The sequence below is a fragment of the Streptomyces atroolivaceus genome (genome assembly GCF_000717025.1).
Taxonomy (GTDB): Bacteria; Actinomycetota; Actinomycetes; order Streptomycetales; family Streptomycetaceae; genus Streptomyces; species Streptomyces atroolivaceus.
Genome location: NZ_JNXG01000018.1, coordinates 52,904 through 65,982, shown reverse-complemented (window position 1 = coordinate 65,982; position 13,079 = coordinate 52,904). Strand labels below are relative to the sequence as shown.

Annotated in this window: 13 protein-coding genes; 6 read left to right on the top strand and 7 right to left on the bottom strand. The window is 71.1% G+C overall.

Going from position 1 to position 13,079, the window contains the following annotated elements; translation table 11 throughout:
* Positions 1-549 precede the first annotated feature (549 nt).
* The 3 genes from OO67_RS29140 (at position 550) to OO67_RS29130 (ending at position 2,947) form a co-directional block, all read left to right on the top strand.
* On the top strand, positions 550-1,365 hold the full coding sequence (locus OO67_RS29140; RefSeq protein WP_033304749.1) for an SAM-dependent methyltransferase: 816 nt from the start codon (positions 550-552) through the stop codon (positions 1,363-1,365).
* A gap of 164 nt (positions 1,366-1,529) precedes the next feature.
* The gene (locus tag OO67_RS29135; protein WP_033304748.1) at positions 1,530-2,723 is read left to right on the top strand and encodes a cytochrome P450; all 1,194 of its coding nucleotides are present in this window, start codon (positions 1,530-1,532) and stop codon (positions 2,721-2,723) included.
* The gene (locus tag OO67_RS29130; protein WP_033304747.1) at positions 2,720-2,947 is read left to right on the top strand and encodes a ferredoxin; all 228 of its coding nucleotides are present in this window, start codon (positions 2,720-2,722) and stop codon (positions 2,945-2,947) included. Before OO67_RS29135 ends, OO67_RS29130 begins: the two co-directional genes overlap by 4 nt.
* Before the next feature lie 45 nt (positions 2,948-2,992).
* On the opposite strand, the gene OO67_RS29125 is transcribed toward OO67_RS29130, so the two are convergent.
* On the bottom strand, positions 2,993-3,637 hold the full coding sequence (locus OO67_RS29125; RefSeq protein ID WP_033304999.1) for a DUF998 domain-containing protein: 645 nt from the start codon (positions 3,635-3,637) through the stop codon (positions 2,993-2,995).
* Between the two features lie 198 nt (positions 3,638-3,835).
* Here OO67_RS29125 and OO67_RS29120 point away from each other — a divergent pair, with 198 nt between their 5' ends.
* Positions 3,836-4,099, top strand: a complete 264-nt coding sequence (locus OO67_RS29120) for a DUF5133 domain-containing protein (protein WP_033304746.1) — start codon at positions 3,836-3,838, stop codon at positions 4,097-4,099.
* A 127-nt stretch (positions 4,100-4,226) separates the two neighbouring features.
* On the opposite strand, the gene OO67_RS29115 is transcribed toward OO67_RS29120, so the two are convergent.
* From OO67_RS29115 to OO67_RS29090, 6 genes are read right to left on the bottom strand one after another with little or no spacing between them, the layout of a single operon-like run.
* Positions 4,227-4,949, bottom strand: a complete 723-nt coding sequence (locus OO67_RS29115; protein WP_051709974.1) for a sulfite exporter TauE/SafE family protein — start codon at positions 4,947-4,949, stop codon at positions 4,227-4,229.
* Positions 4,940-5,992 (bottom strand): ABC transporter ATP-binding protein, encoded by a 1,053-nt coding sequence (locus OO67_RS29110; protein WP_078598342.1) that lies wholly within the window; start codon positions 5,990-5,992, stop codon positions 4,940-4,942. Before OO67_RS29110 ends, OO67_RS29115 begins: the two co-directional genes overlap by 10 nt.
* On the bottom strand, positions 5,985-6,998 hold the full coding sequence (locus OO67_RS29105) for an ABC transporter ATP-binding protein (RefSeq protein ID WP_033304745.1): 1,014 nt from the start codon (positions 6,996-6,998) through the stop codon (positions 5,985-5,987). Before OO67_RS29105 ends, OO67_RS29110 begins: the two co-directional genes overlap by 8 nt.
* Positions 6,995-7,954, bottom strand: a complete 960-nt coding sequence (locus OO67_RS29100) for an ABC transporter permease (RefSeq protein ID WP_033304744.1) — start codon at positions 7,952-7,954, stop codon at positions 6,995-6,997. The genes OO67_RS29105 and OO67_RS29100 overlap by 4 nt, the downstream gene beginning before the upstream one ends.
* 14 nt (positions 7,955-7,968) lie before the next feature.
* On the bottom strand, positions 7,969-8,898 hold the full coding sequence (locus tag OO67_RS29095) for an ABC transporter permease (protein ID WP_033304743.1): 930 nt from the start codon (positions 8,896-8,898) through the stop codon (positions 7,969-7,971).
* Between the two features lies 1 nt (position 8,899).
* Entirely contained in the window at positions 8,900-10,492 is a 1,593-nt protein-coding gene (locus tag OO67_RS29090; RefSeq protein WP_078598341.1) for an ABC transporter substrate-binding protein, read from the bottom strand.
* A 238-nt stretch (positions 10,493-10,730) separates the two neighbouring features.
* Here OO67_RS29090 and OO67_RS29085 point away from each other — a divergent pair, with 238 nt between their 5' ends.
* Positions 10,731-11,717, top strand: a complete 987-nt coding sequence (locus OO67_RS29085) for a 2-hydroxyacid dehydrogenase (RefSeq protein WP_033304742.1) — start codon at positions 10,731-10,733, stop codon at positions 11,715-11,717.
* Between the two features lie 73 nt (positions 11,718-11,790).
* Positions 11,791-13,065: a glucarate dehydratase family protein gene (locus OO67_RS29080; RefSeq protein WP_033304741.1), complete on the top strand. Its 1,275-nt coding sequence runs from the start codon at positions 11,791-11,793 to the stop codon at positions 13,063-13,065.
* Positions 13,066-13,079: the final 14 nt, after the last annotated feature.

Below are 13,079 nucleotides of genomic sequence, written 5' to 3'. Positions count from 1 at the left end.
GCTACGAGAGTGTCCTCATGGCACTCTCGGCACAACGCCATGCGGCGGTTCGGAACTGATCAGAAGCACGGCGTGCTCCTTGAGGACCCCGTTGACCCCCTGGCGCCGTTGGAGGACCTGCGGCCTCTCCGGGGCGTGCTCGGGGAAGACGCGGCTGTGGTGGGATACGGCGCCGGGACACGCGGAGCGCATGAACTCTGCGCCATGCGGGGCCGGCACCGGGGATCCGGTCTCGCTGCATCGATCCGCGCTGGACCACCGTGACCGACGACAGTCAGTGATCAGAACCGGCCCCATCCGCTGAATACGCGACACATCAACATGCGGGCTTACCAGTCCCGAGGCCGGCTCCCCACCGGCTTCCGCGGTTCCATGTGGCGCCCCCGGGTCCCCATCCGGACGGTGCCAGGGCCCCTACGTACGCGACATCACCGACGAAGTGTCTGGCCGTGATAGCCGAGTTGGTCTTCGGCGGGCATTTTTGGCACCCATCTTCCCTATTCTGTTCGCAAGTTGATCAGCCACTGTCGCGCACACCAGGAGTTCGCCATGTCCCGACCGGACAACGATGCCCCCGCCCTCCGCATCGACACCAGCAGACCCCATCCCGCCCGGATGTACGACTGGTTCCTCGGTGGCAAGGACAACTACCCGGTGGACGAGGCCCTGGGCCGGCAGATGATCTCCGTCGAACCCGGAGTCCCGGTCATGGCGAAGGTGAACCGGGCCTTCATGCATCGCGCCACCCGATGGCTGACCGACCAGGGGATCCGGCAGTTCCTCGACATCGGCACGGGAATACCCACCGAGCCGAATCTCCACCAGGTGGCCCAGCAGGCGGCGCCCGCCACGCGGGTCGTCTACTGCGACAACGATCCGATCGTGCTGGCGCACGCGGGGGCTCTGCTGAAGGGCACGGAGGAGGGCGCCATCGACTACGTGCAGGCGGACGCCCGCGACGTGGACGCCATACTCCGGCACGCCGGCAAGACGCTGGACTTCAGCCGGCCGGTCGCGCTCTCGTTGATCGCCCTGCTGCACTTCGTGAGCGACGAAGACGGCGCCTACGAGCTGGTGGACCGGCTGACGGAGGTGCTCGCGCCAGGCAGCCATGTGGTGATCTCACACCTCACCGCCGACTTCCACCCGGCGGCGGCCCGCAAGGTCGACGAGATGTACAAGGCCAACACGCTCACCCTGGCGCCCCGCACCCGCGCTCAGTTCGCCCGCTTCTTCGACGGGCTCGACGTCGTCGAGCCCGGCATCGTGGCAGCCGAGGCGTGGCACCCCGAGCTCGGCGAGCCGGTCCCCGGGCAGGACGACGTCATCAGCGCGGGCTACGTGGCGGTGGGCCGCAAGCCGTAGCCCCGCAGCCATGGGCGGGGCCTGCCGGTACGTGCGCTCCGGCAGGCCCCGGGCCGTCGCCTCCTCGGGGCGGCGCCGCCGGGTGGCCGACAAGGCGCTGTTGACCCGGTCGGCGGCGCCCCCGGATTCTCGGATGATCCGCCGAGAAGCAGGGAGGCCACCCGATGACGGCCACAGCAGGAGAGACGCCTGTCCCCTACCCCTTCAACGAGTCGGCAGGGCTGGGGCTTGCAGACGCCTACCAGGAGGCCCTGGTACGGCCCGGGCTCACGCGCGTACGCCTGACGTACGGAGAGCCGGCGTGGCTGGCCACCCGCTACGCCGACGCGCGCCTGGTCCTGGGCGACCGCCGCTTCAGCCGGGCGGAGGCCCTCCGCCACGACGAGCCCCGCCAGTCGGAGGGGAGCCGGGACAGCGGCATCCTCAGCATGGACCCTCCGGAGCACACCCGGCTGCGCACCCTGGTGGCCAAGGCGTTCACCGTGCATCAGGTGGAGAAGTTGCGCCCCTGGGTACGGGAGCTGGCCCACGGCCTGCTCGACGAGCTGGAGGCCCAGGGCCAGCCGGCCGACCTGGTGGAGCACTACGCGCTGCCGATCCCCGTGGCGGTGATCTGTCGCATGCTCGGTGTGCCGGAGGAGGACCGGCCGAGGTTCCGGGCCTGGAGCGACGCCGCCCTGTCCACCAGTTCCCTGACCGCGGAGGAGTTCCTGCGCAGCCGGGAGGAACTGCGCGCCTACATGGGTTCGCTGATCGAGGAGCACCGGCGCAGCCCCCGGCCGGATCTGATGACCGGGCTGATCGAGGCGCGCGACACCGGGGACCGGCTCAGCGAACTGGAACTGGTCGATCTCTGTGTCGGCATCCTCGTCGCCGGTCACGAGACCACCGCGACCCAGATCCCGAACTTCGTCCACCTGCTGCTCGACCATCCTGATCAGCTGAAACTGCTGCGGGAGCAGCCGGACCTGATCCGAGGAGCGGTCGAGGAACTGATGCGGTTCGTGCCACTCGGCAGCGGCGCCGGCTTCCCCCGGTACGCGACCGAGGACGTGGAGGTCGGCGGCACGCTCGTCCGAGCCGGTGAGCCCGTGCTCGTCGCGGTCGGCGCCGCCAACCGCGACGCCCTGAGGTTCGAGGCCCCGGGCCGGCTCGACGTCACCCGGACCGGCGTCCAGCACCTGGGTTTCGGGCACGGGGTCCACCACTGCCTCGGGGCACCGCTCGCCAGGCTGGAGCTGCAGGAGGCGCTGGAGGCGCTGCTCGTGCGCTTCCCTGACCTGCGCGTGGCGGGGGACGTGGAATGGAAGAACCAGATGCTCGTGCGGGGGCCGCGCGCGATGCCGGTGGGGTGGTGACGGCCGTGACCTGGACCACGGAGGTGGACCGCGAGCTGTGCATGGGGTCGGGCATGTGCGCGGCGATGGCGTCCGATCTGTACAGGCTGGACGACGAGGACCGGGCACGACCTGTCAGTGCGCGGCTGGCTCCCGACGAACGCGCGCTCGACGCCGCGGACTCGTGCCCCGCGTCGGCGATCGTGGTCCGTGACGGCGACCTGCCGATCGGGCCGCGCCCCTGAGGACGGAGCGCCGGGCCTGCCCACGCGGGCCCGGCCACGGGCGGATCACTCCGGACGGTCTGTTCCCCGGAGGCAGGAGAGGACCACGACGAGCGGCCAGAACGACTGCGCGAACGTGAGGACCCTCTCGGCCGCTCCCGCCGTGTCGAGCACGAACAGGGCGAGCAGGAACCAGCCCCCGCCGATCCACATCATCGCGGCCGCCATGGCGGAGGGCCCCGGCCGTAGCGCCCACGGCGGGGCAGCCGCGGGCGGCCCGCCGGCCGCTCGGCCTCCCGCCGCGTCCCGCGGGCCGGGACCGCCGCGCCGCGCCGCCAGGACCGGCCATACGGCGAGCAGCGCGAACGCCACGGCCACGACCACACCGTGGGAGTACGAACCACCGCTGCTCGGGGCCGGGAACAGGGCCAGCAGCATGGCCGAGAGTCCGCCTCCGGCCAGCGCCACCCGTCCGAAGGGTGCGGCGGGTCGCAGTCCGCACGCGGTGATCACGTGGCAGGCTCCCAGGGCGAGCAGCGCCGACGTCATGACCCAGTACCCGCCGGCACCGTCGGAGGCGAGGGTACTGATCGTCGCCGACGCGGGATCGTAGCCGGGCCCCTGGAGCTCCGCCGAGATCGCCCAGCCGCCGACGAGCAGGACCGGGGCGGACGCCGAGGAGAACAGGACCCACCAAGGGACTGATCGCATCGGTGAACGGTAGAACGCCCGGACCTGCGAGCACCGGTGTACACGCAGAGGAGTGCGTACTCCGTACAGGAGCGGGTAGACGCGTGACGCCGGGTCACGTGACGGTGTGTGAACCGCTCCGTCCGCCCGGCCCGGCACCGGCCATGTGTCCCGGCGCACCGCACCGGACGTGGATCGAACCTCAGAGGAGAACCCGCTGTGCTGACACCCAGTCCTCAGGACCTGAGAGTGGCTCTGGCCCGCTACGCCGACGCACGGATCGAGGAGGCGCGCCGCTCCAACGGCGCAACCGCCCGAGCCGTGGAGGACGCCGCCTACACCCTGTGTGTGATGACCGGCACGCAGGCCGTCGCGCAGGCACTTCACGTCGCCGACACCATGCTCGGCATGCGGGCCACGGTCTCCCCCGCGCTCCGCCGGCCCGTCGTCACACATCAGGACGACCGTCTCCAGACCGCCTGAGGCCCCTCAGCACGAATGCCGGACCGGGCGCCCCCCGCAGGACCCTGGCACAGCCGCTCTCCCGGGCGCAGGGCTCTCCAGGGCGCAGGCGTTCCGCACGGCCCGTTCGTCCCGACGTCCCCGCAGGTCAGACGAACTGCTGCACGACGAGCACCGACGCACCCGCGACCGCCAGAGCCGTGGCGGCCACGCGGGTGCGCCGCACGTTCAGCCGGCGGGTCAGTGGCCGGGAGAGCAGCACTCCGGCCACAGCGGCGGGGGCGAGCAGCACGGCGCCCCACAGGGCATGTGCTCCGACCGTGCCTGCCGCCGTCAGCGCGGTGAGGCTCATGAGTGAGCCCGCGAGGAAGAACGCGCTCATCGTGGCGCGCAGCTCCGGCCCGCGCAGCCGCTGCCACACCAACGCCATGGGCGGACCTCCGACGGACGTCGCCGTGCCCATCAGACCCGAGGCCATGCCGGCCAGGACCACCGTGGCCCGCCGCTGCTGCGGGACGTAGCCGGCCATGCTCACGGCGACGCCGACGAGGACCACGCCGGCGATGAAGAGGGAGAGGTACCGGCTGGGGAGCGCGACGACGAGCACTGTGCCCGCCAGCACTCCCGGCACCCGTCCGGCCAGGGCCCATCCGCAGCCGCGCAGGTCCGCCCGGCCGCGCTCGCGCAGCAGCACCGTCGCCGTCACCCCGCCGGCGAGCAGCAGGACCGCGACCGGGGCCAGCGCCGGGTCGACTAGCGAGAAGACCGGTGCGGCGATCATGCCGAGGCCGAAGCCGATGGACACCTGGAGCAGGGCGCCCACCCCCACCGTGACGCAGAGCAGGGCGAACTCCGGCCCGGTCACACCCACGCGGACCCTGCCTCCAGGGGGAAGTGGCACAGCGCGGTGTGCGGTTCGGCCGCGTCCTCCGTCTCCCTGACGACGGGCGGAGGTGTGCGGGTCGCGCACAGGTCCTCGGCACGCCAGCAGCGGGTACGGAAGCGGCACCCCGAGGGGATGTCGAAGGGTGAGGGGATCTCCCCCTGGAGGTGGATCTCCTGGTGGCGGGCGTCGCGGGTGGGCTTCAGGACGGGAGCCGCCGACATCAGCGCGGCGGTGTAGGGGTGCTGGGGACGTTCGAAGACGTTCTCCGTGTCTCCTTGTTCGATGACCTTGCCCAGGTACATCACGGTCACCCGGTCGGAGATGTAGCGCACCACGGACAGGTCGTGGGAGATGAACACGTAGGTGACGCCGAGTCGGGTGCGGAGCTCCGAGAGGACGTTCAGGACCTGCGCCTGCACCGACAGGTCGAGAGCGGAGACGGGCTCGTCGCACACGATGAGGTCGGGGTTCAGGGCCAGGGCGCGCGCGATGCCGATGCGCTGGCGCTGTCCTCCGGAGAACTCGTTGGGATACCGGTGGGCGTCGCTCTCACGGAGACCGACCAGGGACAGCAGTTCGCGGATCCGCTTCTCGCGGGCCTTGGCGCCCGGGACGACGTCCCGGTGGGTGCCCCAGGGCTCGCCTATCAGGTCGGCGGCGGACATGCGTGCGTTGAGCGAGGCGAAGGGGTCCTGGAAGACCATCTGCACACGGCGGCGCCACGCCAGGAGTTCCTTGCCGCGCAGGGCGAAGGGGTCGGTTCCGTCGAACCGTACGGTTCCCTCGTCCGGGCGCTCCAGCCCGAGCAGCACCCGGGCCAGGGTGGATTTGCCGCAGCCCGACTCCCCGACGAGCCCGAGGGTCTGCCCCCGGCCGATCCGCAGGTCGACCCCGTCCAGAGCGGTCAGCCGGCGCCGGCCGCTGCCGAAGGTCTTGGTGACCCCTCGGACCTCGAGCAGCGGAGGGTTCTCACGCGGGCCGTCAGCAGGAGGCCCGGGGGTGGCGGTGGTGGCACGGGACTCAGACACGTGCGAGCTCCTCGGAGAAGTGACAGGCGGCCGCACGGCCGTCGCCCGCCGTCCGCAGGGACGGCCGTTCCCGGACACAGCGCTCCCGGACCAGCGGGCAACGGGCCTGGAAGACGCAGCCGGGCGGCACCGCGCTCAGCTCGGGCGGGCTCCCGGGAACGGCGGGCAGCGGACGCCCGCGCACACTGTCCTCCGGAACCGAATCGAGCAGCCCCCGGGTGTAGGGGTGGCGGGGCACGGAGAAGACGTCGTGCACCGGTCCGTTCTCCACGACCGTGCCCGCGTACATCACGACCACGTCGTCCGCGCGCCGGGCGACCACGGCCAGGTCGTGGGTGATCAGTACGAGGGCCATGTCCCGTTCGTCCTGGAGGTCCCGCAGCAACCGCATGATCTGCGCCTGTACGGTCACGTCGAGAGCGGTGGTGGGTTCGTCGGCGATGAGCACGTCGGGAGCGAGCGCGACGGCCATCGCGATCAGCAGCCGTTGCCGCATGCCGCCGGAGAACTGGTGGGGGTAGGACCGCGCGCGCTCTCCCGGTTCGGGGATTCCCACCCGTGTCATCAACTCGACCGCCTTCTCATGGGCCTGGCGCCTGGAGAGCCCGCGGTGGATGCGGAAGGGTTCACCGATCTGCCTGCCGACCGGCTGCACGGGGTTGAGGGCGGTCAGGGCGTCCTGGAAGACGATCGACAGGACGGGTCCGGCCAGCTTGCGGCGCTGTGCCGGGCTCATGCGCAGGGTGTCGTCACCCCTGACCCGGACGGTGCCGCCCGTCACCGAGGCCGCGGGGTCCAGCAGCCCGACCACGGACAGAGCGGTCATCGACTTGCCGCAGCCGGACTCGCCCAGGAGGGCGAGGGTGCGTCCGCGACGGACACTGAAGCTGACGCCGTCGACGGCTCGCACCGTCCCGGCGGGCGTGGTCAGGTCCACGCACAGGCCTTCGACCGCGAGGGCCGGGGTGTCGGTTCCGGACGGGGTGGGACTGGTGGTGGTCGTCACGGGATCATCTCCGGAGGGACGGGGGCCGAGGCGGTCCGGCGCCTGGTGGGCAGCGTCAGGCGCCAGCGCTGGGCGGGGTCGGTGGCGATGCGGGCCCAGGCGGCGAGCACCGTGGCGGACACCGTCGTGAGCACGATGGCAAGCCCCGGCAGCACGGTGACCCACCATGCCGTCTGGAGGTACTGCCGCCCCTGGGCGACCATCAGCCCCCAGCTCACGTCCGGGGGCTGGATACCGATGCCCAGGAAGCTCAGCGACGACTCGGTGAGCATCACGAAGCAGAAGTCGAGGGTGGCGACCGTCAGCAGCGTCGGCAGGGCGATCGGCAGGATGTGCCGGCAGATGATCATCCGGCCGGCCGTGCCGAAGGTTCGGGCCGCGTCGACGAACAGCCGGCTCCGCAGCTCCGCCGCCTCCGCCCGCGCGGTGCGCAGGTACACCGGGATACGGGTCACGGCCAGGATCAGCACGAGGTTCAGCGCGCTGGGCGAGAAGACGTACAGCACGACCACAGCGATCAGCAGCGAGGGGAAGCTGAGGATCACGTCGGCGACGCGCATGGCCACGCTCTCGCGGCGTCCCCCGTGGTAGCCGGCCCACAGACCCAGGGCCGAGCCGATCACCAGTGAGCAGAGCACGGCCGGTACGGCCACGGACAGCGTCGTGGCGGCGGCCTCGATGAGCCGGGCCACCATGCTGCGCCCCAGGACGTCGGTGCCGAGAAGCCCGTACGGCCCGTCGCCCAGGGACGGCGGCCGCAGGGAGGCGTCCAGGTCCTGCCGCTGCGCGCGGTCGCCGATGAACAGCGGACCGAGGAGGGCCACGAGGGTGACCAGGGTGAGGACGACGGCCCCGACGGCTGCGGCTCGGTCCCGTCCCAGCATCCGCCACCAGCTCGGCCGCACCCTCCGGGCGGGGGCGGCCGCGTCCCCGGGGGAGGAATCTTCTCGGGTCATGGTGCTTCCTTCGCTCACGCCGGCACCGCCTGACGCACTCGGGGGTCGGTCAGCGCGTGGCAGACGTCGACGAGGATGTTCAGCGCGAAGATCGTCACGGCGGTCATGAGGACGGCCGCCTGGAGGACCGCGAAGTCACGCTGGAGGATGGAGTCGATCATGAGTTTGCCGATGCCGGGCCAGCCGAAGATCGTCTCGACGATCACCGCTCCGTTGACCAGACCCACCGCCAGGTCGCCCGCCACGGTCAGCACCGGCGTGACGGCGTTGCGCAGCGCGTGGCCGAAGACCACGCGCAGGGGCGTGGCGCCCTTGCTCCGGGCGATCTTGACGTAGGGCGCGGAGAGCGCGGCGACCATGCTGCCGCGAACCACCTGCACCAGCACGCCGAACGGGCGGATCAGCAGGGTCGCGACGGGCAGCACCCATATCTCGGGGCCGCCGATCGTGCCCGAGGTCGGCAGCAGCCCGAGGCTCACACCGAAGACCAGTACGCCCATGATGGCGAACCAGAAGTCGGGGATGCTGGCGGCCGTCATCGACAGCAGACTGGCGATCCTGTCGATCAGGGAGTTGGGCCGGTAGGCGGCCAGGCTGCCGACCAGCAACGCACCTGTGATCGCCAGCAGCATGGTCACACCGGCGAGTTGCAGGGTGACAGGAAAGGCGTCGGTCACCATCGCGCCCGCCGACTCCCCGGTGCGCAGCGAGGTGCCGAAGTCGAAATGCGCGGCGTCGACGAGGTAGTTCCACAACTGTGCCGCGATCGAGAGGTCGAAGCCCTGCGCTGCGGAGAACTCCGCACGCTGCTCGGGGGTGGCGCTCAGGGGGAGGTAGAGATCGACGGGATTGCCTGTCATCCGGGCCAGGAAGAACACGCCGAGGACGACGCAGACCAGGGGGACCGCGCTGGAGAGTACGCGTTTGCGCAGAAACGGGATCATGTCAGTCCTTCGCCCCCTCGGCCGGGCTGACCTCGGCCAGCCTCAGTTCGTCTCCACTGGCCGAGTCGGGCTTGTACCGGATCGACGACGACAGGCCGAGCAGTCCGCTCATGTGGGCGATGTGGGTGTACTGGACGACGGATTCGTTCTGTTCCGCGAGCAGGGCGGCATAGGCCTTCTGCCGCTCCTCGCCGGAGAGCGCCGCCGATCCGGCGATGCGCCGGTCGAGAGCCTCCGTGCCGAACGTGGACTGGGGGCCATCGCTCAGGAGGTACTGGCTGGTGGTGAAGGCGGCGTCACCGGCCTGGTTGCCGTGCATGATCAGCAGGGCGATGGGGCCGACGTTCTCGGGCAGTGGGCGGAGCTGGTACTGGAGCTGGGTGGCGGTGTCGGCCATACGGACCCGTACGCGCAGCCCGATCCGCTCCATCTGGTACTGAAGCGCCTCCGCCGTTTCCGACACCCCGGAGAACATGCCGTTGCGGGCGACCAGGGTGATCCGGCGGTCGGTGGGCACACCGTCGGCGGACGCTTCCTCGATCAGGGCGCGGGCTTCGGCGATGTCCTGCCGCGTGGGTTCGATCGTGTCGCTGTGTCCCACCACCCCGGGCGGGACCAGTTGGCCGGCGGGGTCGGCCAGACCGCCGAGCAGGGCGTCGATGATGCCCTGCCGGTCCACGGCCAGATCGATCGCCCGCCGCACCCTCAGATCGTCGAGCGGAGCCTCGCGCCCGTCCAGCCGCAGGGCGGTCGTCTCGTTGTTGGGGTAAGCGGCCGTCGTGTCCTTCTCCGCTTCCATCGGGTCCAGCGCCACGGCGATCTCCGCCTCACCCTTGTCGATCATGGCAGCGCGCACGCCGGCATCGGTGCGCCAGACGTACCGGGCCCGTGCGAAGGGCGGGGCCTCGCCCCAGTAGTCGCCGAAGCGGTTGAGGGAGATCGCCGCTCCCGGCTGCCAGGATCGGACGGCGTAGGGGCCCGTACCGATCGGCGTGCGCACCTTGGCGTCGGCGTCGGTCGTACGGGGCACGATCTCCACGAAACTCAGTCGCAGCGGGAGGATGGGGTCCGGCTCCTCGGTGGTGACGGTCAGCGTCCGGTCGTCCGCCGCTTCCACCTCGAGGTCGTCGTCACCGAAGACGTAACCCTCCACGTTGCAGGCGAGGTCGGAGTTGACCGCACGTTCGATGGAGAACGCGGCGTCCTCCGCGGTGAACGGCGCGCCGTTCTGGAAGGTGACGCCGGAGCGGATGTCGAAGGTCCAGGTGCGGGGGCCGGTCCGCTCCCAGCCGGTCGCCAGCAAGGGGTTCAGCTCGCCGGACGCGGGGTCGCGTTCGACCAGGGGTTCGGTGATGTTCGACCGGACGACGACGCCGGTGCCCGTCAGGGATGCCTCACAGGGTTCCAGGGTGGGCGGTTCCTGGGTGAGCACCACCCGTAGGGTGCGGCCGTCCGCGCGGCCGGTGTCGCCGCCCGCGCTGTTGGCCACGGCACACCCGCTGGACGTGAGCAGGGCGCCCGCCAGCAGTGTCGCCGTCAGCTTGCGGGGCCGTCCTGGAGCGGCGCGCTGGGTGGATGAAACGGAGGACTTCATCGTCACATGTCTCCGGGGAAGTGCTGATGTGTCGCGTTCCGAGCACGGGGGTACAGGTCCGACCACTGCGAGCTGTCTACAATTGCGTACTCGGTCCGTATCCGTGAACGCGAAGCTAAACCGGTGCCGCGGCAGCGTCAAGACATGCGGAAGAGCGGACATTGCCGCGCCAGGTCTCGCACGGACGCCGTCGAGCGCCACGGGGCACCGGAACCGGCGACGAAACTGGAGTGTCACCTTGCCGAATTCATCCACCGCGACGAGCACCCCGGACACCGTCCTGCAGGTGTCCGCCCTTCTGCCCGGCCTCGAGAGGGAGCTGTCCGCGCGCTACCGCACGGTTCGCCTGCCGGAACTTCCCGACGCGGCGGGCTACTTGCGCGACCACGGGAGTGACGTGGTGGCCGCGGTGACGAGCGCACGGGTCGGGGTGGGCGACGCCCTGATGGACGCGCTGCCGCGACTGGGGGCGATCGTCCACTTCGGTGTCGGCTACGAGACGACGGACGTGGTCCGGGCCCGGGCGCGGGGCATCGACGTCAGCAACACCCCCGACGTGCTCACCGACTGCGTGGCCGACCTCGCGGTGGGCGCCCTGATCGACGTCATGCGCGGGATGTCCGCCGCCGACCGGTACGTGCGCGCCGGCGGCTGGGACGGCGCACCCTTCCCGCTCGCCACCCGGGTGAGCGGCAAGCGGGTGGGCATCCTCGGGCTGGGCCGAATAGGCCGGGCCGTCGCACGCCGGCTCGACGGCTTCGGCATGGAGGTCTCGTACTGCACGCGCTCACCGGTCCCCGGAGTCGGCTACCGCCACGTGCCCACGGCGGAGGCCCTGGCCGAAGCGTGCGACGCGCTCGTCGTCACCGTCGCGGGAGGGCGGGGCACCGAAGGGCTGGTCTCGGCGGCGGTGCTGGACGCACTCGGCCCCGAGGGGTACCTGGTCAATGTCGCACGGGGCAGCGTCGTCGACGAGCGGGCCCTGGTCGCCGCGGTGGAGTCGGAACGGATCGCGGGTGCGGCACTCGACGTGTTCGCCGACGAACCGAACGTGCCGCAGGCGCTGCTGGGGTCGGACCGGGTGGTTCTGCTCCCCCACATCGCCAGCGCCACCCGGGAGACCCGTGCGGCGATGGGCGACCTCGCCCTGCGCAACCTCCGGCGCTTCATGACGGAGGGGGTCCTCCTCACCCCGGTACCGGAGGCCTCCCGGCCGGCCCATTGACATCGCCGCGCGTCCACACATACAAATACTGTCCACAGATGAGAACGTCGATCATCGAACGAGGATGGCCTGCATGGCACGCACCTCCGAACGCGTCGTCGATGTCACCGTGACCCCCGTGGCCTTCCGGGACCACCCGTTGCTCAACACGGTCGGTGTGCACGAGCCGTACGCGCTGCGCACCATCGTGGAGATCACCACGGAAGGCGGGGTCAGCGGGGTCGGCGAGACCTACGGCGGCACGGTGCACCTGGAGCGTCTGCGCCGCGCCGCCGCCGAGCTGACCGGCATGGACGTCTGGAGTCTCAAAGACCTGACCGCCCGCACCACGCGTGCGCTGGGAGCCGACACCGCGGGCGGGGACGGAATGTCGGGGATGGTCACCGGCAGCAGCACCGTGGACCGGATCATGGCGCCGTTCGACGTCGCGTGCCTGGACATCCAGGGCAAGATCGTCGGCCGGCCTGTCAGCGATCTGCTGGGGGGAGCCGTTCGGCCCGCGGTCCCCTACAGCGCGTACCTCTTCTACAAGTGGGCAGGGCACCCCGGGGAGGAGGACGACGACTGGGGCGCGGCTCTCGACCCGGCGGGGCTGGTCGACCAGGCCCGCCGCATGATCGAGACGTACGGCTTCTCGTCCATCAAGCTCAAGGGAGGCGTCTTCCCGCCGGATGAGGAGATCGCCGCGGTCAGGGCGCTGCACGGGGCCTTCCCGGACCTTCCCCTGCGTCTCGATCCCAACGCGGCCTGGAGCACGGAGACTTCGCTGTACGTCGCCCGCGAGCTGGACGGCATCCTGCAGTACCTGGAGGACCCCACCGAGGGCCTCGGCGGTATGGCGGCCGTGGCCGGGCGCACACCGACGCCACTGGCGACCAACATGTGCGTGGTCTCCTTCGACGACCTGGCACCGGCCGTGGCCCAGGGAGCGGTGAGCATCGTCCTGTCCGACCACCACTTCTGGGGCGGACTGCGGCGCTGCGGGCAGCTCTCCGCGATCTGCGAGGCCTTCGGGCTGGGCATGTCGATGCACTCCAACTCGCACCTGGGCATCAGCCTCGCGGCGATGACCCACCTGGCGGCGGCCACCCCCCGCCTGACCTACGCCTGTGACACGCACTGGCCCTGGAAGCGGCCGGACGAGGACGTGGTGGACACCGGTGCCCTGAGGTTCAGCGAAGGGAGCGTCGCCGTGCCGACGGCTCCCGGTCTGGGAGTGACCCTGGACCGGGACGCACTCGCACGGCTCCACCGCCAGTACCTCGACTGCGGGCTGCGCGACCGCGACGACACCGGCTACATGCGCCGTTTCGACCCCTCGTTCCCGGCCAAGACCCCCCGGTGGTGACCCGATCGTGCGCA

What these genes read in the sequence shown, in the direction of transcription:
- OO67_RS29125 (WP_033304999.1), bottom strand. Translation starts at nt 3,637, where the DNA reads ATGCGATCAGTCCCTTGGTGGGTCCTGTTCTCCTCGGCGTCCGCCCCG.
- OO67_RS29080 (WP_033304741.1), top strand. Translation starts at nt 11,791, where the DNA reads ATGGCACGCACCTCCGAACGCGTCGTCGATGTCACCGTGACCCCCGTG.
- OO67_RS29140 (WP_033304749.1), top strand. Translation starts at nt 550, where the DNA reads ATGTCCCGACCGGACAACGATGCCCCCGCCCTCCGCATCGACACCAGC.
- OO67_RS29090 (WP_078598341.1), bottom strand. Translation starts at nt 10,492, where the DNA reads ATGAAGTCCTCCGTTTCATCCACCCAGCGCGCCGCTCCAGGACGGCCC.
- OO67_RS29095 (WP_033304743.1), bottom strand. Translation starts at nt 8,898, where the DNA reads ATGATCCCGTTTCTGCGCAAACGCGTACTCTCCAGCGCGGTCCCCCTG.
- OO67_RS29100 (WP_033304744.1), bottom strand. Translation starts at nt 7,954, where the DNA reads ATGACCCGAGAAGATTCCTCCCCCGGGGACGCGGCCGCCCCCGCCCGG.
- OO67_RS29135 (WP_033304748.1), top strand. Translation starts at nt 1,530, where the DNA reads ATGACGGCCACAGCAGGAGAGACGCCTGTCCCCTACCCCTTCAACGAG.